Annotated in this window: 14 protein-coding genes; 4 read left to right on the top strand and 10 right to left on the bottom strand. The window is 71.8% G+C overall.

Going from position 1 to position 21,338, the window contains the following annotated elements; genetic code table 11:
* Positions 1-4: 4 nt before the first annotated feature.
* The 5 genes from QLQ12_RS05425 to lpdA form a co-directional block, all read right to left on the bottom strand.
* On the bottom strand, positions 5-1,804 hold the full coding sequence (locus tag QLQ12_RS05425) for a glycosyltransferase family protein (protein WP_282757520.1): 1,800 nt from the start codon (positions 1,802-1,804) through the stop codon (positions 5-7).
* A gap of 158 nt (positions 1,805-1,962) precedes the next feature.
* The gene (locus tag QLQ12_RS05420; RefSeq protein WP_282757519.1) at positions 1,963-3,837 is read right to left on the bottom strand and encodes a DUF2079 domain-containing protein; all 1,875 of its coding nucleotides are present in this window, start codon (positions 3,835-3,837) and stop codon (positions 1,963-1,965) included.
* Positions 3,838-3,868: 31 nt separating this feature from the next.
* Positions 3,869-4,786: a TIGR01777 family oxidoreductase gene (locus tag QLQ12_RS05415; protein ID WP_282757518.1), complete on the bottom strand. Its 918-nt coding sequence runs from the start codon at positions 4,784-4,786 to the stop codon at positions 3,869-3,871.
* 86 nt (positions 4,787-4,872) lie between these two features.
* Positions 4,873-6,711, bottom strand: a complete 1,839-nt coding sequence (gene sucB / locus QLQ12_RS05410) for a 2-oxoglutarate dehydrogenase, E2 component, dihydrolipoamide succinyltransferase (RefSeq protein ID WP_282757517.1) — start codon at positions 6,709-6,711, stop codon at positions 4,873-4,875.
* A 41-nt stretch (positions 6,712-6,752) separates the two neighbouring features.
* The gene (gene lpdA / locus QLQ12_RS05405; RefSeq protein WP_282757516.1) at positions 6,753-8,144 is read right to left on the bottom strand and encodes a dihydrolipoyl dehydrogenase; all 1,392 of its coding nucleotides are present in this window, start codon (positions 8,142-8,144) and stop codon (positions 6,753-6,755) included.
* 164 nt (positions 8,145-8,308) lie between these two features.
* Between lpdA and QLQ12_RS05400 the strand changes: the two genes are divergently transcribed.
* Positions 8,309-8,629: a hypothetical protein gene (locus tag QLQ12_RS05400; RefSeq protein WP_282757515.1), complete on the top strand. Its 321-nt coding sequence runs from the start codon at positions 8,309-8,311 to the stop codon at positions 8,627-8,629.
* 18 nt (positions 8,630-8,647) lie between these two features.
* Here the strand turns inward: QLQ12_RS05400 and QLQ12_RS05395 are convergent, their stop codons facing one another.
* Positions 8,648-10,186, bottom strand: coding sequence for a leucyl aminopeptidase (locus QLQ12_RS05395; RefSeq protein ID WP_282757514.1), 1,539 nt, complete (start codon positions 10,184-10,186; stop codon positions 8,648-8,650).
* A 92-nt stretch (positions 10,187-10,278) separates the two neighbouring features.
* Here QLQ12_RS05395 and gcvT point away from each other — a divergent pair, with 92 nt between their 5' ends.
* Positions 10,279-11,400, top strand: a complete 1,122-nt coding sequence (gene gcvT, locus QLQ12_RS05390) for a glycine cleavage system aminomethyltransferase GcvT (protein WP_456049080.1) — start codon at positions 10,279-10,281, stop codon at positions 11,398-11,400.
* A 93-nt stretch (positions 11,401-11,493) separates the two neighbouring features.
* Here the strand turns inward: gcvT and QLQ12_RS05385 are convergent, their stop codons facing one another.
* Together QLQ12_RS05385 and QLQ12_RS05380 are read right to left on the bottom strand one after the other, a co-directional pair.
* Entirely contained in the window at positions 11,494-12,228 is a 735-nt protein-coding gene (locus QLQ12_RS05385) for an adenosylcobinamide-GDP ribazoletransferase (RefSeq protein WP_282757512.1), read from the bottom strand.
* Entirely contained in the window at positions 12,221-14,110 is a 1,890-nt protein-coding gene (locus QLQ12_RS05380) for a bifunctional adenosylcobinamide kinase/adenosylcobinamide-phosphate guanylyltransferase (protein WP_282757511.1), read from the bottom strand. The genes QLQ12_RS05385 and QLQ12_RS05380 overlap by 8 nt, the downstream gene beginning before the upstream one ends.
* 82 nt (positions 14,111-14,192) lie before the next feature.
* On the opposite strand from QLQ12_RS05380, the gene QLQ12_RS05375 reads away from it, so the two are divergent.
* Together QLQ12_RS05375 and QLQ12_RS05370 are read left to right on the top strand one after the other, a co-directional pair.
* Positions 14,193-14,390 carry a hypothetical protein gene (locus QLQ12_RS05375; RefSeq protein WP_282757510.1) on the top strand — a complete coding sequence of 66 codons (198 nt, stop codon included), beginning with the start codon at positions 14,193-14,195 and terminating at the stop codon, positions 14,388-14,390.
* Position 14,391: 1 nt separating this feature from the next.
* A complete protein-coding gene (locus tag QLQ12_RS05370) occupies positions 14,392-15,219 on the top strand; it encodes a site-2 protease family protein (RefSeq protein ID WP_282757509.1) in 828 nt (275 codons plus the stop codon).
* A gap of 84 nt (positions 15,220-15,303) precedes the next feature.
* Here the strand turns inward: QLQ12_RS05370 and QLQ12_RS05365 are convergent, their stop codons facing one another.
* Together QLQ12_RS05365 and QLQ12_RS05360 are read right to left on the bottom strand one after the other, a co-directional pair.
* Positions 15,304-16,302, bottom strand: a complete 999-nt coding sequence (locus QLQ12_RS05365) for an aldo/keto reductase family protein (RefSeq protein WP_282757508.1) — start codon at positions 16,300-16,302, stop codon at positions 15,304-15,306.
* A 19-nt stretch (positions 16,303-16,321) separates the two neighbouring features.
* On the bottom strand, positions 16,322-21,319 hold the full coding sequence (locus QLQ12_RS05360; RefSeq protein ID WP_282757507.1) for a WG repeat-containing protein: 4,998 nt from the start codon (positions 21,317-21,319) through the stop codon (positions 16,322-16,324).
* Positions 21,320-21,338 lie beyond the last annotated feature (19 nt).

Genomic DNA, 21,338 nt, shown 5'->3' with positions numbered 1-21,338 from the left:
AAGCCTAGCGCTGTTCCCACTGGTCGACCGGATCCACACCCGGGCGAATCCGCCACACCAGCACGTCGTCCACCTGCTCCGGCTCGCCGAGCAGATCAGTGGCGAGCTGCACCAGCGGGTCCCGGAGGAGCATGCCCCTCTGGCCGGTGACCTGAGCGGGCAGGAAGACCGCCTCCAGCTTCCAGTAGCGGAAGTCGGCCCGGGCCTGGGACCGCTCCAGGTTGGTGATCCTGGGCACCTGCCCCCACCGGGCGGCCCGGAGGAACAGCCGGTCGGTCGGACGGTCCGGGGGACCGAGCCGGCCCACCATGTGCCGGCCGCTCTCGCCGTAGTTCTGCGGGCCGAGGAAGTAGCCGTTCGGAACGCGGAACATCTTGTCGCCGCCACGCGCCATCGTGTAGGCCTGCCAGCGCATGCTGTCGACGGCCACGTCGAGGGAGAACGGCAGCGAGGTCATCACCCCGTGGTTGGAGACGTAGTCCTGCCACCGGCCGCTGGAGATGAAGACCGGCTCAGGCGCCCGCTCCAGGGTGCGCAACGGCGTCGGGGCGATCGGCGCGATGGCCGCCACGATCGCCACACCGGCCGCGATCCGCCCGCTTCGGCTGCGGATCAGGCTGCCCTTGCTGCGCACCACCTCGTCCGTGAGCATCGCGATGACCAGAGCGAACACCACCACCACGATGAGCGCGTAACGCACCGGCAGCGCCGAGTCGAACAGCGGGAGCTCCTCCAGCCCGGCGTACAGCAGCCGGATGCCCGTCTCCTCGCCCATGAACCGCATCCGCGGGCCGAGCGAGAGCAGGAAGAAGAACCCCGCGACGACGGCCAGCGCGCGCAGGGTGATCCGGCGGCTCGGCGACGACCGCTTCCAGAGCAGTGCCATCGCGGCGAAGAAGAGCAGGATCAGCGGCGCGCCCAGGAACGAGGTCGCCTCGGTCTCGTTGGGCGCCAGGTCGGAGCCCCAGCCGAACATCCCGGCCACCGACCGCAGCGGGAACCCGGCGTAGGCGACCAGGTCCTCGGAGAAGAACCGCATCTTGAAGCCGGTGCCGGAGAACTTGAGCGGGCCGGCGAAGTGCATGTAGAGCGGCCACGCCAGCAGCGCCGAGGCGACCCCGGCGGTCACGCCCAGCGACAGCAGGACCGGTTTGAGGCTGGTCTTCGCCTTCTCCAGGCCCCGCCGGGACAGCAGCCAGACGCCCAGGAACACCCCGCTGGCCAGGGCGGTGAAGAAGAGCGCCTCAGCGGCGACCGAGAAGCCCATCGCGCAGAGCAGGCCGAGCACGATGCCGTTGCGCAGCCAGCGGCCGGGCTCCGGCAGTTTCAGCACCCACCACGCCACGATCCCGACCATCCAGCCGGAGGTCCAGTTGAGGTGACCGTTGGCGTGCGAGATGAGACCGGGGCAGAACCCGAAGAGCAGACCGCCGACCGCCGCCGCGAGCCCGCTGCGGACCAGCCAGCGGCGCAGGAAGAGGTACCAGACGAACGCCGAGCCGGCCAGGTTCAGCGTCAGGATGGTGGCGAAGGTGATCTGCGGTCCGGTGAGGTACGTCAGCGGCGCGAACACCACGGCGTAGAACGTGCTCGACGTGTTCATCGCCAGGTTGACGCCCTTAGGGGCGTTCAACAGCGTGGTGAAGAACGGGTTGCTCCCGTGCTGGAGCAGGTAGACGCCGTAGGACAGCATCCACTCGAACTGACCCTGGTCGCTGACGTTGTCAGCGAGCACGTTGCGGTACGGCGCGCGCCACAGTCCCTGGCAGACGTAGACAGCGGCGGAGAGAGCCACCACAGCCATCGTCAGATGTGCCGACCATGCACGCCAGAACGACGGCGATGACCCCGCGGAACCAGCCGGTTCCGCGGGTGTCGCATCGTCGGTAGACGCGGTCGTCAGGTCCGTTGCTGGCGCGGGCGCGGCGATCGTCACGTCGCGGAGATTATCGAGCCCTGAATTCATCGGTCCAGCGGGTCCACGCCGGGACGGATACGCCACACCAGGACGTCGTCGACCTGCTCCGGTGGACCGAGGAGATCGGTCGCCGTCACGAGCACTGCATTGCGGTTGAGAGTCATGTGATCCGATCCGGTGATCTGCTCCGGGAGGAACACCGCCTCGACGTTCCAGTACGCGAAGTCGGCACGGGCCTGGTCGCGGTCGGCATCGCTGAGTTCGGTGACATAGCCGTACAAGGCGGCACGGGTGAAGAGCCAGTCGGTCGCCAGTGGGGGCGCGCCGATCCGGCCGATTCCCTCGCGGCCCGCGTCGCCGTTGATCATCGGGCCGAGGAAATAGCCGCCGGGAATACGGTACTGCGGGCCGCCGCGAGCCATCGTGTAAGCCTGCCAGCGCTGCCCGTCAGCGGTCACGTTGAGCGCGAACGGCAGGGTGGAGATCACCCCGTTGTCCGAAACGTATCGCTGCCAGGTGCCCTGGGAGATGAAGTCGGGTTCGGGCGCCCGCTCCTGGTGCCGCACCGGCAGCGGGAAGATCGGGATCAGCGCGGCCACGGTCGCCGCGGTCAGGCCCGCGTGCATGTTCGGCGACTTGATCCGGTGGGTCACCAGTTCCTCGGTGACCAGCGCCAGGACGATGCCGATGACGATGGCCACCACCAGCCCGAGCCGCAGCGGCAGCGCCGCGTTGAAGATCGGCAGGTGGGAGAGCACCGCGTAGGGCAGCGGGATGGGGAGCTCCGCCTGCATCCAGTTGAGCCGGGGGCCCCAGGACAGCACCAGGAAGGTGACGCCGACCACCGTGAGCGCGCGTAGAGTGACGCGGCGGCCGGGCGCCGACCGCCGCCACACCACCACCAGGGCGACCAGAGCCAGCACCACCAGGGGCACGCCGAAGTACGTCGTCTCCTCGGTGCGGTTGGGCGGCAGGGTGGAGCCGAGTCCGACCAGGGCCGCCAGCGAACGGTTCGGGAACGACAGATAGGAAGCCGCGTCCTCGACGAAGTAGCGCTGGTTGAACCCGGTCCCGTTGAACGTCTGCGGACCGGCGAAGTGCATGTACAGCGGATAGGCCAGCAGCGCGCCGGCGACCACCGCGGTCACTCCGAGGGCCCGCAGCACGGTGGTGAAGGCGGCCTTGGCCTCGGCCCGCACCTCGCGGCCGAACGCCCACGTGATGACGAAAATGCCGCTGGCCAGGGCGACGTAGAACAGGCCCTCCGCAGCGATCGTGAAGAACGCGGCGAGCATCACACCGAGGATCAGGCCGTTGCGCAGCCAGCGGCCCGGCTCACGCAGTTTCAGCACCTGCCACATCACCAGCGGCGCCACCCAGCCGGCCGTCCAGTTCAGGTGGCCGTTGGCGTGCGAGATGAACCCGGGCGCGAACCCGCAGAACATCCCGCCCACCCCGGCGGCGAGCGGACTGCGCACCAGCCAGCGGCTCATGAACAGGTACCACGCGAACGCGGAGCAGGCCAGGTTCAGTGTGAGGATCGTCACATAGGTGAATTGCGGCCCGGCCAGATAGGTCAGCGGGGCGAATGCCACCGTGTAGACCGAAATGGAGGTATTCGCCGCCAGGTTCACGCCCCACGGGACGTTCAGCAGCTCGCTGAAGAACGGGTCCGAACCGTGCCCCAGCGTGTAGACGCCGTAGCCCAGGAGCCATTCGAAGAAGGCCTGGTCGCCGACGTTGTCGGAGAGAACGTGGTCATAGGGATCCCGCCAGAGACCGTTCGTCACGTAGACGGCCATGCTCAAAGCGATCATGGCAACGGTCAAATGAGTCCGCCACGGCCGGGAGCGCACAGGCGCGGGGGGCTCGGTAGGCGGATCGGCGGAGGCTGCTGGGGCGGTGGCGGCGACGGACATCAGGCGCAGGTTAGCAAGAAAGCCGGATGTCCTAGGGGGCCATCGCCGGTTGCGGCCGCAGGGCCGCTGCCAGGGCGGCATCCATTCCGGGGTAAGACCACACGAACCCGGCGTTCGACAGCACCCCCGGCAGGACTCGCTGACTGCGCTGCGCCTCACCGGCCAGCTCGCCGATGATCGCGTCCAGCACGGGACCCGGCACCGTCAGCAACGCCGGCCGCCGCAGCGCCCGTGCCAGGTCACGGGTGAAATCCGCATTCGTCACCGGGCGCGGCGACACCATGTTGACCGGACCCGCCAGATCGTCGCGATTCACCAGGAACTCGGCGGCGGCCAGCCAGTCGGCCAGGGAGATCCAGGCCATCCACTGCCGCCCTCCGCCGATCCGGGCGCCCGCGCCCAGCTTGAACGGCAGCAACAACGGCTTGAGCAGCGCGCCACCGGCGTCGATCGTCGGAGCCGTCCGCAGCAGCACGACCCGGGTGCCGGCGTCCTCAGCGGGCCGTGCGGCGGCTTCCCAGACCCGGCACAGGTCGGCCAGGAAGGTGTTGCCGGCCGGGGCCTCCTCGGTGACGGGCTGATCGCCGGTGTCGCCGTACCAGCCGACGCCGGACGACTGGAGCAGAGCGCGAGGCCGATCGTCGGCCGGAAGTTTGCTGATCGCCCGGGCCAGGGTGTCGGTGGTGTCGATCCGGCTGGACCGCAGCACCCGCTTGTACGCCGCCGTCCAGCGGCGGTCACCGACGTTGGCCCCCGCCAGATTGATCACAGCATCAGCGCCGGCCAGCGCCGTCACGTCCAGCCGCCCCTGCGCCGGGTCCCAGGAGGCCTCGTCGGGACGCTCGGAGGGACGCCGGACGAGCCGGACGATGTCGTGGCCGCTGGCTCGCAGCCGCTCGGCGAGCCGGGTGCCGAGGAATCCGGACGCTCCGGCCATGACGATGCGCATGGTCTGATTCTTTCCCGAAGATCGCACGTTCCCAAACAAACCGGGGGGTACGCCGCAGTGGCGCACCCCCCGATCGTCATCTGCCCTTAGAGGCCGAGGTCGGCCTCGAAGTGGCCGCCCTCCAGACGCTCCTTGATCGTGCCCAGGAAGCGAGCCGCGTCAGCGCCGTCCACGATTCGGTGGTCGTAGCTGAGCGCCAGGTAGACCATCGACCGCGGTGCGATGATCTCGCCCAGGTTCGGGTCGTTCACGATCACGGGGCGCTTGACCACCGCGCCGAGGCCGAGGATGCCGACCTGTGGCTGGTTGATGATCGGCGTGTCGAAGAGAGCGCCCCGGCTGCCGGTGTTGGTCAGCGTGAACGTGCCGCCGCCGATCTCGTCCGGACCGATCTTGTTGTTGCGGGTGCGGTCCGCGAGGTCCGCGATCCGCTTGGACAGGCCGGCCAGGTTGAGGTCACCGGCGTCCTTGATCACCGGGACGACCAGGCCCTTCGGCGCGTCCACCGCGACGCCGAGGTGCTCGGAACCGTGGTAGGTGACCGTGCCGGCCTCGACGTCGATCGAGGAGTTGACCACCGGGTGCTGCTGCAGCGCCTCGACCGTGGCCAGGGCGAAGAACGGCAGGAAGGTCAGCTTCACGCCGTGCTTGGCCTGGAACGCGTCCTTGGCCTTGAGGCGCAGCTGGGCGACCTTGGTGACGTCGACCTCGACGACCGTGGTCAGCTGAGCTGAGACCTGCAGCGACTCCACCATCCGACGGGCGATGGTGGCGCGGATCCGGGTCAGCTTCTCGGTGCGGCCGCGCAGCGGGCTCGGCGCCGGCTTGGCGGCGGCCTTCTCCACCGGGGCAGCCTTCTCGGCCGAGGCTGCCGGGGTGGAGGCCTGTGCCTTGGCGGCGGCGGCCTTGTCAGCGGCGTCGATGACGTCCTGCTTGCGGATGCGGCCGCCGACGCCGGTGCCGGTCAGGGTGGACAGGTCCACGCCCTTCTCGGCGGCCAGCTTGCGCACCAGCGGGGTGACGTAACCGGCGTCGCCGGCCCCGTTCGACTGGACCGCCTCGGCGGCCGGAGCGGCCGGAGCGGGCTGTGCCGCGGCCGGCTGAGCGGCGGGCTGCGCGGTCTCCGCGGCGGGCGCGGGGGTCGCGTAGGACTCGCCGGACAGGTTCGGCGCCGGCGCCGACTCGATCCGCTGCTGCGGAGCGGGCTGGGCCGGGGCCTCCTGCTTCGGAGCCTCCTGCTTCGGAGCCTCCTGCGGCGCCGGCTGGGCCGGAGCCTCGGCGGCGGGCGCGCTGCCCGGAGTGCCGATGATCGCGAGCACGGCGCCGACGTCGGCCGTCTCGTCCTCGCCGACCTTGATCTCCAGCAGGGTGCCGGCCACCGGGGCCGGGATCTCGGTGTCGACCTTGTCGGTGGAGACCTCGAGCAGCGGCTCGTCCGCCTCGACGGTCTCGCCGACCTGCTTGAGCCACCGGGTGACGGTGCCCTCGGTGACGCTCTCGCCGAGTGCCGGCAGCTTCACCTCGGTCCCCTCGGCCGGACCGGCCGACGGAGCCGCGGTCTGCGGCGCCGGGGCCTCCTCCTCGACCGGCTTCTCGGTCGACGGGGCGGTCGGGGCGGCGGGCTCCGGCTCGGGCTCCGCCGCCTGCTGCTGGGCCGGCGCGGGCGCGGCCGAGCCGGCGTCCTCACCGTCCCCGGCGATGACGGCGAGCTCGCTGCCGACCTCCGCCGTCTCGTCCTCACCGACGACGATGCGGCTGAGCACACCCGCGGCCGGCGACGGAATCTCCGTGTCGACCTTGTCGGTGGAGACTTCGAGCAGCGGCTCGTCGGCCTCGACGCGCTCGCCCTCCTGCTTGAGCCAGCGCGTCACGGTGCCTTCGGTGACGCTCTCCCCAAGCCGCGGCATGGTTACCGATACCGGCATTCTTCCCAAACTCCTTAACGCGATGAACGATCGAATCAGCTTCAGCTGTGCGCGTGCAGGGGCTTGCCCGCGAGCGCGAGGAAGGCCTCGCCCAGCGCCTCGTTCTGCGTCGGGTGGGCGTGTACGAGCTGGGCGACCTCCTCGGGGAAGGCCTCCCAGTTGGTGATCAGCTGCGCTTCGCCGACGAGTTCGCCGACCCGCGCGCCGACCATGTGGACGCCGACGACCGGGCCGTCGTTGACCCGGACCAGCTTGATGAAGCCCGCCGTCTTGAGGATCTGGCTCTTGCCGTTGCCGCCGAGGTTGTAGTTGTACGTCGAGACCTTGTCGTCGCCGTACTGCTCCTTGGCCTTGGCCTCGGTGATGCCGACCGACGCGACCTCGGGGTCGGAGTAGGTGACCCGCGGGATGCCGGCCTCGTCGATGACCGCCGGGTTCTTGCCCGCGATCTCCTCGGCGACGAAGATGCCCTGCTGGAAGCCGCGGTGCGCGAGCTGCAGGCCGGGCACGATGTCGCCGACGGCGTAGATGTTGCCGACCCCGGTGCGCAGGCGCTCGTCGACGATCACGAAACCGCGGTCCAGGGTGATGCCCTGCTGCTCGTACCCCAGGTTGGCGGTCGTCGGGCCGCGGCCGACCGCGACCAGCAGCACCTCGGCCTCGAGGGTCTCGCCGCCGGCGATGGTGACCTTGACGCCGTTCTCGGTCTTCTCGACCTTCTCGAACGGCTTGCCGACCTTGAAGTTGATCTTCCGCTTGCGGAAGGCGCGCTCGACCTGCTTCGAGATCTCCTCGTCCTCCGCGGCGACCAGGCGGGGCAGAGCCTCGATGATCGTCACGTCGGCGCCGAACGACTTCCACACGCTGGCGAACTCGACGCCGATCACGCCGCCGCCCAGGACGATCGCCGACTGCGGCACCCGGTCGAGCTTCAGGGCGTGCTCACTGGTCAGCACCCGCTCGCCGTCGACCTCCAGGCCCGGCAGCGAACGCGAGTAGGAGCCGGTGGCGAGGATGACGTTGCGGCCGGTGTAGCGCTGGCCGTTCACCTCGACGGTGTCCTTGCTGACGAGCTTGCCCTCGCCCTGGACGATCGTGATGTTCTTGTTGTGGCCGAGCAGGCCGGTCAGGCCCTTGAAGAGGCGGCCGACGACACCGTCCTTGTAGGCGTTCACCCCGGCCATGTCGATGCCGACCAGGTCGGCCTTGACGCCGAACTGCTCGCTCTCGCGCGTCTGGTCGGCGATCTCCGCCGCGTGCAGCAGCGCCTTCGTGGGGATGCACCCGCGGTGCAGGCAGGTGCCGCCGAGCTCGGCCTTGTCGATCAGCGCGACCTTGAGGTCGAACTGAGCGGCACGCAGGGCGGCCGCATAGCCACCACTGCCGGCGCCGAGAATGACGATGTCGAAGGTTCCGCCGTTGGGCTGGCTCACGTTGACTCCAGTGGTCGCATCGTCTCCGGTGTGGGTCACACAATGGAAACGGTCACAGTCCCGTCACCGACATCTTGTCACTTCTCGACCCGGTCAATGCAGTCAGGTGCCCCACGACACGTCGGCCCGACGTACCCTTGCGGGATCGAACGCGAGGAGGAACGGTGGCTTGGTTTCGGCGGCGTCCTCGATCGGGCGCGCCCGGCGGCCGGCCGGTCAACCAGGCCGATCTCGAGCATCTTACGCAATTCGTCAGCTCCCGGAGGGGAGTCGAGGGATTCATCGAGCCACAGACGACAGTGACCGAGACCACGTTGTTGCTTGTCGCACACGACGGCGAGTGGACCCGGCGGCGCATCGAGTCGCCCGAGGTCGCGCGCCGTTTCGCCCACAAGATGTCGATGCCGGTCTACGACATCAGCCTGCTCGGCTATCCACAGCGGATGCGTGACTACAACGAACGGCAGAGGCGCCGCCCTCAGTGAGAGACGGCGCCGTCCGCGTCAGGCCGCCAGGTCGTCGAGCACCTTGAGGAGCGTGCGGACCGGCACGCCAGTGCCGCCCTTGGTCCAGTACCCGTTCGGCTCGCCGGTGTGGTAACTGGGGCCCGCGATGTCGATGTGGGCCCACTCCACGCCCTCGGTGACGAACTCCCGCAGGAAGACGCCACCCTGGAGCATGTGCCCGGCCCGGTCCAGATTGGCGTTGGTCTGGCAGATGTCGGCGATCTCCGACTCCATGCCCTTGCGCACGTCGTCCGGCAGCGGCATCCGCCAGGACGGCTCGCCGACCGCGGCGCCGGCCGCCTCGACCAGCGCGGTCGCCTCGTCCGAGCCCATCAGGCCGGAGATCCGCTTGCCCAGCGCGATCACCTGCCCGCCGGTCAGCGTCGACGTCTCGAACAGATAGTCGGTGCCGTCCGCGCAGGCCCGTGCCATCGCGTCGCCCAGCACCAGCCGGCCCTCGGCGTCGGTGTTGAAGATCTCCACCCGCTTGCCGTTGAACAGGGTGATCACATCGCCCGGCCGGTACGCCGACCCGGACGGCATGTTCTCGGCGATCGCCAGGTAACCGGAGACCGCCACACCCGGCTTCAGCGCGGCCACCGCGAGCAGCGTGGCGGCCACCGCGGCCGCGCCCGCCATGTCGGACTTCATCTCCCACATGCCCGCGGCCGGCTTGATGCTGACGCCACCGGTGTCGAAGGTGATGCCCTTGCCGACCAGCGCCACCCGCTTCGGGTCGGTGACCCCGTCCGGCGTGTAGGTCAGCTTCACCAGCCGCGGAGGGGCGTCGGAACCCTGGCCGACCGCCACGATGCCGCCGTACCCACCGGCCTTGAGCTGCTCGAAGTCGAGCACCTCGACCCCGAGGCCCGCCTCGGTCGCGGCGGCCGCCACCTGGTCGGCCAGGTCGGCCGGGCGCAGCGCGTTCGGCGGGGTGTTGACCCAGTCGCGGGTCAGGCGCACCGAGCGGGCCACGATCGCGGCGCGGCGCAGCTCGGCGGCGGCCGTCTCGTCGGCCGCGTCCGGGACGTGCAGCCGCAGCTCGGCGACCGGGTCCCGGCGGCCCTTCTGCGGTTTCGTCTTGTAACCGGCGAACCGGTAGCCGCCGAGCAGGGCGCCCTCCAGCGTGGCTCGCAGCACCGGCCCGGCGTCCGTGTCGTCCGGCACCGGCAGCGCCAGCACCACGGTGTCGCTGCCGGCGAGCGCCCGGACCGCGGCGCCGGCGCCCCGGCGCAGCGTCTCCAACTCGGGAGCGGGACCGCTCGGCTCGGCGCCGAGGCCCACCGCGACCAGCAGCGGCGCGGAGATCGTGCCGAGGGTCGCCAGCTTGGTCACCTCTCCGGCAGCTCCGGTCGCACCGAGCAGCGCCAGCGTCGAGATCAGCTTGCCGTCGAAAGCCGCGGCGATGCTCTCGGCGCCGGCGGCCGGCAGCAGGGTGCCGTCCTCGTCGGGCTGGCTGTGGAGGCCGATGACGATCGCATCGACCGCCGATTCGGCCGGGTCGGTGTCGACCAGGCTGAGGCTGGGCTGGGTCACTCGGACTCTCCGGGACTTCAGGGCCACCGAGGGCGTCTGTGGACGCGTCCGGTGGCTATCGGGAAATCGGTGTTGTCCCCGCGACTCTAAACCTGACCAAGGTCACCGGTAAGTTGAGTGTCATGTCTGCCGAGCTTCTTCAGTCGCCGTTGCACGATCGCCACGTTGCGCTGGGCGCGAAGTTCGCCGCCTTCGGCGGATGGGACATGCCGCTGGAGTACGCCGGCGGTGGCGTCCTCAAGGAACACGCGGCGGTCCGCGAGGCGGCCGGCGTCTTCGACGTGTCGCACCTCGGCAAGGCGCGGGTGCGCGGTGCCGGAGCGGCCGCCTTCGTGAACTCCTGCCTCACCAACGACCTGGGCCGCATCACCCCCGGCCAGGCTCAGTACACGCTGTGCTGCGACGAGAACGGCGGTGTGGTCGACGACCTGATCGCTTATCTGTACGGCGACGACCACGTCTTCCTGATCCCGAACGCCGCGAACACCGCCGAGGTGGTGCGCCGCCTCGCCGCCGCCGCTCCGCCCGGTGTGACCGTCACCGGCGAGCACCGCGAGCACGCGGTCCTGGCCGTCCAGGGCCCGCGGTCCGCGGAGATCCTCGGCAAGCTGGGGCTGCCCACCGCACACGACTACATGTCGTTCGACTCCGCCGTCCTGGGCGGCGTGTCCCTCGTCGTCTGCCGCACCGGCTACACCGGCGAGCACGGCTACGAGCTGGTCGTCGGCTGGGACGACGCGCCCGCGGTCTGGGACGCGCTGATCGCCGCCGGGGTGCGGCCGTGCGGGCTGGGCGCCCGTGACACCCTGCGCACCGAGATGGGCTACCCGCTGCACGGTCAGGAGCTCACCCTCGACATCAGCCCGGTGCAGGCCCGCTCCGGCTGGGCGGTCGGCTGGAGCAAGCCGGCCTTCTGGGGCCGTGACGCGCTGCTGGCGGAGAAGGCCGCCGGGCCCCGCCGCCAGCTCCGCGGGCTGGAACTCACCGGGCGCGGCATCCCCCGCGGTCACATGCGGGTGTACGCGGGTGACGCGCTCATCGGCGAGACCACCAGCGGCACCTTCTCGCCGACCAAGAAGGTCGGCATCGCGCTGGCCCTCATCGACAGCGCCGCCGAGGTGGCCGACGGCGACCTGGTCGACATCGACATCCGCGGCCGCCGCACCGAGGCCCGCCTGGTGAAACCCCCTTTCGTCACCCCGTCCGTCCGCTGACGATCGCCCGCGATCTTGCGGAGTTAGGCCGCGCCGTGTTCGTCGAACTCCACAAGATCGCGGGTGGAAACGGCGGAAGGGGTGGCGGCGGCGTCAGGCGAGGGTGACGGCGATCAGCGTGAGCGTCACCGCGCACTCGACGGCCGCGCCCAGCACGTCACCGGTGATGCCGCCGAATCGCCGTACCGCGTGACGCAGGAGCAGGACCACGGCGAACAGGGCGGTGGCGACGGCGGCCGGACCCTGCCACGGGCGGCCCGGCGCCGCGGCGAGGGAGAGAGCCGCGACGGCGGCCGCGGCCGCCAGGACCACCGGGAGCGGCACGGTCGAGGCGACCATCGCGCCCAGGCCCTCCGGGCGGGCCGGCGGCACCCCCCGGCGGCAGGCGACGGTCACCGCGAGCCGGCCGGTGGCCCAGGCGGTCACCACGGCCCACGGCCCCGCCGAGGTGAGCGCGGCGGCCTGGATCAGCAGGGTGGCGACCAGCGCCACCACACCGAACGGCCCGATGTCCGCCTTCTTCATGATCTCCAGGGCGGCGGGACCGGAGCGGTACGACCCGAGCGCGTCCACCGTGTCCGCCAGCCCGTCCAGGTGCAGCCCGCGGGTGAGCAGCGCCCCCGCCGCGACGGTGACCCCGGCCGCGACCAGCGCCGGCGACCCCAGCGCTCGCAGGCCCTCGTGCAGTCCGGCCAGCAGCAGCCCGAGCAGCGCCCCCACCACCGGCGCCACCGCCATCGCCACCGCGGCGGTGGACCGGTCGACCCGGCCCACCCGCAGCGGCAGCACGGTCAGCGTCGTGACCGCCAGCCGGAAGCCGTCAGACACCCGGGGAGGCCGGGCCCGGCCCGTGCGGCTCCGGCTCGGCGAACTCGCTGAGATCCCCGTCGAGCCCGCCATCGAGCCCGTCGTCCAGGCCGTCGTCGCCGACCTCGCCCAGCAGCGCCGGGTGCACCGGCAGCGCCGACGCCAGGCCGACGGCGGCACGCAGCACCGGCAGCACCGACAGCGCGTTCGCCCCCTCGCCCAGGTCGAGTCCGATCTCCAGCACCGGCGTGAGGCCGAGCACGTCCGCGCCCTGCCTCACCAGCGCGAGCGTGCCCAGCTCAGGCAGCAGGCACCAGTGCCGGGTCTGGCTGGCGAGGTCCCGGGCGACGAGCCCGGCGGCGATCCCGAGCGGGCCGTCCAACAGCACCGGAATGCGGCGGGCGGCGGCGCCGAGCAGCAGGCCGGTGGCGACCGCCACGTCCAGGCCGCCGATCTGGCGCAGGATGTCGACGGCGCCGCGCGGCTCCTGCCGGATCCGGTGCAGGGCGTCCCGTACGGCGGCACACCGGACCATCCAGGCGGCGTCGTCGAACCGGGCGCCGGGAACCAGCGCCCGGGGCAGCGTCGCGACGGCCTCGGCGCCGGTGGTGGCGGCGAGCACCGCGGTCGCGGCCGCCTCGATGCCGGCGCTGATGCCGGCCAGCACGATCACGTCACGGCCGGCGTCAGCCGCGCCGTCGGCGAGTTTCCAGCCCTCCCGGAGCGCGGCCTCGACAGCGCTCTCGTCGGCGACCGGACCGTCCTCCATCGCCCCGGTCCGCGCCGTCCGGAGCACCGAGATGTCGGCGCCGGCCTGGCCGGCGAGCCGGCCGAGCAGCCCGGCGCCCCGTTCGGCCTCGGCGATACGGCGCTCCACATCGGCGCTGTCGGTGCCGGCGACGGCCCCACCGGCACGGTCCCCGGCGATCACCACGACCCGGGCTCCGGTCCACGCCCGCGGGGTGACGGTGCTCTGGGTGGCCGCCGCGAACTCGACCGCCTCGCCGAGCGCGCCCAGCCCACCACCGGGCAGGTCCAAGCCGGACAGCCGTTCCCGGGCGTCCGGGCCGGAGTCGGCGCTGGGCAGCGGCAGGTCCATGCCGGGGCGGATCTCGGTGAGCCCGGAGGCGACCAGCGGCAGGGTCATCGTGGACTCGCGGAGCACGTCGGCGCGCACCGGTTCCGGTTCGGCGTCGGCGGGCGGCGCGACCACTGTGGGCGGCTGCGCCGGAGGCGGCGGAGGAGCCGGAGTCGCGGGGGTCGGCACGGCGACGGGACGTGAGGTGACGGCTTCGACGGGCGCGGTCGGCAGGGCCTCGACGACGGCGGGCGCGGCCGGTGTGGCGTCGATCGGCGCGGCGAAACCCTTGAGCCAGGTCGGCTGACCGGCCACCACCAGGACGACCCCGTCACAGGCGCCGGCCAGCGCCTGGTTGGTGGTCCCCAGGGCGTCCGTGAACGCCCGGCCCACCGGAGTCAGCGGCACCAGCGACAACCCGACCTCGGGACTGACCAGCACGACCCGCGCCGCGGTCTCCCGGACGGCCGAGCTGAGCGCCGCCACGTCGGCCTCGTCGTCGTTGGGCTGCCGGGCCGGGTTCAGCACCTCGGCCACCCAGCCGCCCAGGTCGTCGACGAGCAGGGTCTCGCCCGGCTCGGCCGATCGGAGCAGCTCGATGAGCAGCGCCGGGTCGCTGCCCGTCTCCTCCGTGGTCCAGGACTGCGGACGCCGCCGCTGGTGCGCCTCGATCCGGGCGCGCCACTCGGGGTCGTCCTCACCGCCGGCCGCGGTGGCCACGTACCGCACCGACGGGGCGCCGGCCACCAGGGACTCGGCGAACCCGGACTTGCCGGAGCGGATACCGCCGAGGACGAGAACCGTGTTCCACCGATCTTCGGACATGCCCCGTACCTTAGAGCCGGGTCGCACACCCGGAAGCCGTAGGGTGGAGGCCCACCGAGGGATGACGTGAGGGGGCGGCTGTATGCCGTGGAGTTGGCGGTACGAAGACGTCGACGGCAAGCCGGTCGACGGTCCGGCCGAGTCGTTCAGCAGCCAGGCGGACGCCGAGTCCTGGATCGGGCAGGAGTGGCGGCAGTTGCAGGCCGCCGGAGTCGGCACGGTCACCCTGGTCGAGGACGACCGGGTGGACTATCAGATGAGCTTGCAGCCGGCGGATTGACGTGACGTACGAACCGGTTTACACCCGTACACCGCGAAACGCCTTCGTCCCCAGCCCGATCTTCGTCGGCATCGTCGCGGTCTTCGTGGCGAGCGGCGTGATGACGTGGACCCGTTTCGGCAACATCGGGATCGACGTCTTCCTGTTCGTCATCTCGGGCTGGCTGATCTCGCTCTGCCTGCACGAGTACGCGCACGCCGTGTTCGGCTACTTCTCCGGCGACCTGACCGTCGCCGACCGGGGTTATCTGCGCCTCAACCCCTTGAAGTACACCCACCCGCTGATGTCGATCGTGCTTCCGGTGATCGTGGTCATCCTCGGCGGTATCGGCCTGCCCGGTGGCGCGGTCTGGATCGACCACCGCCACATCGGCAGCAAACTGAAGAACTCGCTGATCAGCGCGGCCGGCCCGCTCACCAATGTGGTGCTGGCGCTGATCCTGGCGGTGCCGTTCCTGATCGGCATGGCGCCCGAGGTCGCGCAGGACGTCACCGGCCGCTATGTGATCTCCAGCGGCGGCGGCCACCTGGAGTTCTGGGCCGCTCTCGCGTTGCTGGCATTCCTGCAGATCACCGCGAGCGTGCTCAACTTCCTGCCGATCCCGGGGCTGGACGGCGGCGGCATCCTCCGCCCGTGGTTCAGCCCGGCCTATCAGCGCGCATGGGACATGGTCGGCCCGTGGGGCTTCCTGGTGCTCTTCCTGCTGCTCTGGCAGACCCAGGTGGGTGACTGGTTCTTCAGCGCGGTGAACTGGCTGTCCGGACTGATCGGGGTGCCGACGTGGCTCTACGCCGGCGGTTACGAACTGATGCGGTTCTGGAGCAACTGACCTCGCCGGCCCCGCCCGCTGGGCGGGGCTCGCCTGGTAACCGGTGAGACGGCCGCTTCGGGGCCGTCCCACCGGCGGCGAACGCTAGGGACGCGACGCCGGGCTGGAGGTGAGCGACGGGTCGCGGGTCACGACCGGATCCACGATCTCGTCGATCGCCTTCAGCAGGCCGTCGTCCAGTCTCACCCCGGCCGCCTTGACGTTGTCCCGGACCTGCTCGGGCCGCGACGCGCCGATGATCGCCGCCGACACGTTCGGGTTCTGCAGCACCCACGCCACCGCCAGCTGCGCCATCGTCAGCCCGGCCTGCTCGGCCAGCGGCCGCAGCCGGGCCACCGCGTTCAGCACGTCGTCGGAGAGCCAGCGGGCGATGAACCCGGCCCCCGACTTGTCGTCGGTGGCCCGAGACTCGGCCGGCGGCTGCTCCCCGGCCCGGTACTTCCCGGTCAGCACACCCTGGGCGAGCGGCGACCAGACGATCTGCCCGAGGCCCAGCTCGTGCGACGCCGGCACCACCTCGGCCTCGATCACCCGCCACAGCATCGAGTACTGCGGCTGGTTCGACACCAGCCGGATCCGCAGGTCGTCGGCGAGCGGTTTCGCCGCCCGCAGCTGCGCGGCGGTCCACTCCGACACGCCGATGTAGTGCGCCTTGCCCCGGTGCACCACGTCGGCGAACGCCTCCATCGTCTCCTCGAGCGGAGTGTGGTGGTCGTACCGGTGGGCCTGGTAGAGGTCGACGTATTCGGTGCCGAGCCGGCGCAGCGAGCCGTCGATCGACTCCATGATGTGCTTGCGGGAGAGGCCGCTGTCGTTCGGCCCGGGACCGGTGCGCCAGAAGACCTTCGTGAAGATCTCCAGCCCTTCGCGGCGCTCACCTTTCAGCGCCCGGCCCAGCACCTCCTCGGCGCGGGTCCCCGCGTACACGTCGGCGGTGTCGAACGTGGTGATGCCGGAGTCGAGGGCCGCGCGCACGCACGCCGCGGCGGCCTCCTCCTCCACCTGGGACCCGTGGGTGATCCAGTTGCCGTAGGCGATCTCGCTGACCAGCAGGCCGGAACGGCCGAGATGACGAAACTCCATCACTCGACCCTAACCGGACCTAAAGGACCGGGCGGGATTCCGCGGGCAGCAGGTCCACCACGGATGCGACGTCACGGTGGGCCACGTCGACCAGCGGCTCGCCGTCACGGTTCAGCGCGCCCCACAGCCCCGCCGCGTCACGCACCAGGAACGCCGACGGGTGGATCACCACGGCGGCGTGCACCGCCGCGACCACCGGCTGCCCGGTCCGGTCGAGGACACCGAAGCGGTCACCCTCGTCGACCACGGCCAGGCCCTCGTCGGTGAACCCGTCCACCGCCCCGCCGAGGTGCAGCACCGTCGCGAACCGCCGGAACCGCGGCTCCACCACGATCCGCCCCTGCCGGTCGACCGCACCCCAGACGCCGCCCTGCCGCACCAGGGCCAGCCCGCTCCGGAACGGCCGTGCCTCCTCGAACCCGCCGGCCGGCACGATCAGCTGGTTCTGCCGGTCGATCGCGAACCAGCCGCCGTCCTCCTCGCGCGTCACCCACGCCAGGCCCTCGGCGAACCGGACCGCCCCGAGATAGCCGTGCGCGGACGGAATGACCAGCTCACCGTGCTGATCGATCAGCTCCCAGGCCGACGAGGCGGGCCGCCGCACCCACGCCACACCCTCGGCGAACGGCTGCGCCTCCGCATAGCGGGGTTCGACCGCGGCGGCGTAACCCCACAGCCCCGCCCCGTCGTCGAGGAGCGGAACCGGAGCCTCCGGCAGCCCGAGCAACTCGTCCCGCCCACGCGGGTAGGGGCCCCAGCCGTCGGACGACCGCCGGCTGATCGCGTCGAGCGCCAGCTCGATCCGCTCCACCAGGTCCGGATCCTCACCCCGGCGCACGCCCAGCGCCCGCTCGAAGTGGTTGACGGCCTCCAGGTACCGCCCCTGCTCGAACGCCGACCGCCCGGCCAACTCGATGATCTCCGCCCGCAGCCGGGCCGGCAACTCCACCGAATCGGTCCGCGCGTACAGCCGGTCCGCCTCGTCGAAGTCGCCACGCCACTGCAGCACGTGCGCGAGCCGCGCCCGTACGACCGCCACGGTTCGCAGGTCCCCGCCGGTCTCGGCGTGCCGCAGCGCCTCCCGCCCGTCGGCGAGCGCGTCATCCAGCTCACCGAGGATCCGGTGCACCACCGCACGCAGGCTCAGCAGCCCCGCCCGGACGTTGTCCCGCTCGGCGAACTCCAGCCGGTCGGTCAGCCGGTCGGCCACATCCCACAGCCGGTCCGGCTCATCGACCTGTTCCCGCAGCGTCCGCGGATCGTAGGCCCACGGATACGCCGCCAGAATCTGCTCCGGGTCGGCTCGCCGCCGGTCCGCCGGCGCCCGCTGGTCCCGGCGCTGTCGCACCGGCTCGACCTTCGCCTCCGGCAGCCTCGCCTCCGGCAGCCTCGCCTCCGGCACGGCCTTCCGCGGCCCGGCCTCCCCGGACGTCGCCGCCGCGCCTCCGCTCTCAGCCTCCGGCGTCAACCCTTGCGGTGGTACGTCCGAAGCACCGCCCTCACGAGCCCTCGCGACATATTCGCCGCTCCCGGCGCCCGCAGAGTCAACCTCCCCGGCTGCCTTCTCCGGCGCCGCCGCGTCGAGGACCGCAGGGCTCAGCACCGCGTCCTCGGCTTGCGGTGTCTCCGCCGGTTCGCTGGTTTGTGGTGTCGTCGCCGTCTTGTCGGCTTGCGGTGTCTCCGCCGGTTCGTTCGCTTGCGGCAACGCCATCGTGCCGTCGCCCTCCGAGGCCGTCAGCGCCTCGTCCGGTGCGGCGACTTCGACCGTCAGCGCCTCGTCCGGTGCGGCGACTTCGGCCGTCAGCGCGTCGGCCGTGCCATCGCCCTTCGACCCGGAGCCACCTGCGGTACCCGGCTCGGATTCTCCCTCTGGTCCCTCTGAACTGTCGGCATCGGTGCCCACCGCGGCAGCGCCCGCGACGATCCCGGCCTCATCCGAAGCCGCAACGGGCTCGTCCTCAGCGTCCCCGGCGACGACGTCCTCAACGTGTGCAGTCGCGGAGGCCTCCTCCTGATACTCGGCCTCCGCCTCGTACTCGGCCTCCGCCCGGTCCGGCTCAGCCACGGCATGCTCGGCGTCCGAATCCACGGACGCCGAGTCCTCACCGGCCACACCTGACTCGGAATTCTCGCCGGGGACGACATCCTGACCGGACTCAGCGGCCGTTTCGGCCAGAGTGGGTTCAACCACCGTCTCGCCCGCAGCCGCCTCGATCGCGGTGTCTCCCACCGCCGCCTCGACCGTGCTGTCGGCGGCGACCGGTGCGGGCACTTCGGCCATGCTGTCTGCGGCCACCGGTGCGGGCGTCTCGACCCCGCTGTCGGCGGCCGGTGCGGGCGCCTCTTCGGCGACCGGTTCAACCGCTGTCGTCCCGGCGGCCGCGTTCCCGGTGGTGTCGCCATATCCGGCCTCCGAGTGCACATCCTCGGCCCTGAATTCGCCGGTACCGCCGGTGACCGCGTCCCGCGCCACGTCGTCGGCCGGCGGCGCACTCACCGGAGAGATCTGGATCGTCCGTGTGAGGACGCTGTCCTCATCGAGCCCGGAGTTCCCCCACTCGGCAACCGGCCCGCCCGACGCCGCCTGATCGGCCGCGGCGTCCGCGCCCGGAGCACTCTCCTGCACAACGTCGGTGCCGGTGTCGGTGTCGGTGTCGACAGTTTCAGCGTCGGCGACCTGAGCATCGACAGCTCCAGCATCGACAGCTTCCGCGTCGGTGGCCTCCGCGTCGATGACTTCAGCGTCGGCCTCCGCGTCGACAACTTCGGCTTCGACGATCTCCCCGTCGATAGCTTCAGCGTCGACGACCTCGCCGTCGACAATCTCAGCATCGACAATCTCAGCGTCGACGACCTCGGTCTCGGCGCTCCCGGCGGTCGCGTGCCCGACGGTCTCGCGCTCGTCGACGGTCCCCTCAGCAGCGGACAAGTCCGCCTCGTCATAGCGAACGCCGATGTTCTCAGCCTGGCCTGCGACCGCGCTTCCGTCCGAGCCGGCAGGCCAAGTCTGCGGCGCGTCGGCGGCAACATCCTGCTCGCTGTGCGAGAGCACTGTCTCAGTAGCCGGAGCGTGCTCAGCGGCGTGTTCGGCGTCAGCCTGCCCAGCGGCGTGTTCCGCCTCAACGTGCTCAGCGACGTATGCGGCTTCCGCGAGCTCGGCGGCGTGTTCGGCGTCAGCCCGCTCAGCGGGGTGTGACGCCTCGGCCTGGAGAGCATCCCCTTCGTCCACACCGAAGACCGACTCCGGCGTGGACGGAATGAGCCCCGGCGGCGCCGGAACATCCCTCGCGGGCCCTCTCCCCGTAAGAAGGCCTCCGCCCGATGCCGAGTCAGTTTCCTCGGCGCGGCCCTCAGACGATGCGGAGTGCGTGCGAACGGTGTCGTGCTCGGCCTGCGCCGGTGCCGTGCCGCTCTCGGGGGAGGTGAGGTCTGCCCTGAGGGAGGCGTCTGCCTCCGGCAGGGTGTCGTCCGGCTCAGGAAGAGTCTCGTCCGGGTCGGCCGGTGCGAACCAGCCCAGCGGCCGGACCTCGGGAACGGAGGCCGCCGCGGACGGCGCGGCCGGTTCGGCCTCGGGAACCGGGGTGGTGGCTCCGAGCCCACTCATCGACAGCAGCCATCCGAGACCGTGGGTCTCCGGCTCGTTGTCGGAGGCGTCGGCGGGCCCGGCCGTGGCCGGGGGCCCGGTCACCGGCGCGGTCGCGGGCTCCATGCCGTACGCCATAGCTTCCGAAGGCGTCCCGGAACTGTCGTCCAGCCCGGGCGTCCAGCCACCCGCCTCACGTGAGCCGTCGGCTTCGATGTGCCGACCGGTTCGGTCTGGAGAGCCCGTCCCGTCCTGGCGCGGCTCCACCGCAAAGCCACGGTCGTCCACCTCGGAGAGGTGCCCGGCCGCAGCGTGCATGCCTGTAACGGGCGCACCCGGCAGGCGCGGGTCGATCGATGCGGTGCGTTCCGCGCCGTACGGCCTGGGGATGGGCCCACCCGTCCGGCGAGGGTCGACTGCCTGGGTGCGCTCGTCCGCGGGGATCCCGGAGGCGGGCGTGCCGGGCTGACGCGGATCGTCCACCGGGGTGCGGCTCTCCGCGGGGACGCCCGGCCGTGGGCCGGTCGTCTGAGGGCGTTCACCGGCCGGGCCGGACCGCCGCAAACCGAACGGCCGTGTCGGGTCGTCGGGGTGCGTGGCGGAGTCCGGATGCCCGTGCGGCGGCGCGGCATGGCCGAGCCGCCGGCGGTCCAGCGGCCGTGTCGGGTCCTGTTCCTCGTCGTAGTGGTGTCCGCCGGGAACGCCGTCCTCGGCGGAGATCCGGCCGTGCGGGAATGACACGCCCGGTCCGGAGGACGGTGCGGCCGTCGACTGCCTGGCCTCCATCGGCGGATACCGGTCCGGGCCCGCGGTGACGTGTGGCGGATTCGTGGCACGCCGGGCCGGGCCGGGCACCTCCAGCGCCTGGGTGGTTTCCGGCGACTGCTGGCCGGGTGCGACCTGGTCGGCCTGAGTCGCCGGGCCGGAGACCGGCGCGATGTGGCCGGACGCTGCCGGGGCGGCGTAGCCGGGGACGCGCCCGCCCGCCGGGGCCTCCCGGGAGCCCGCGGCGAGCGGCGGGACCGGTCCGGAGACGGGCGCGGCGCCACCGGGCATGCCACGGCCCTGTGCGGGCATGGCCGGACCCGGGGCCTGGCCGGGCACGCCCGGGTAGACCGCGGCGGGTGGCATGACCGGCTGCTGCGGTGTGACCCGGGTCGGCTGTGCGGCCGGGCGTGACGGCGCCGGCGAGTTCCGGTCCTGAGGTGCCGGCCGCAGGTCGAACGGAGCGTCCGGGACGCGGCCGTCGCGGGCCGCGCGGCGGTCTTCGGGGTAGGCCGGGAAGGCGGTGGCCGGTGCCGGGCGAGCGGTGCCGTAGGACTGTCCCTGCGGTGCCGCCGGTCCCGAAACCGGGCGTGTCTCCCCGCCCTGGCGGGGAGCCTGCTGCTCGGGAGCGTGACGACGGCCCTGATAGGCGGGGTCCTGCTCGGGCACGGACCGGCCGGGCACGTAC

It is taken from the genome of Actinoplanes sandaracinus, assembly GCF_030009775.1.
GTDB lineage: Bacteria > Actinomycetota > Actinomycetes > Mycobacteriales > Micromonosporaceae > Actinoplanes > Actinoplanes sandaracinus.
This window is presented reverse-complemented; position numbering and strand designations above follow the sequence as displayed.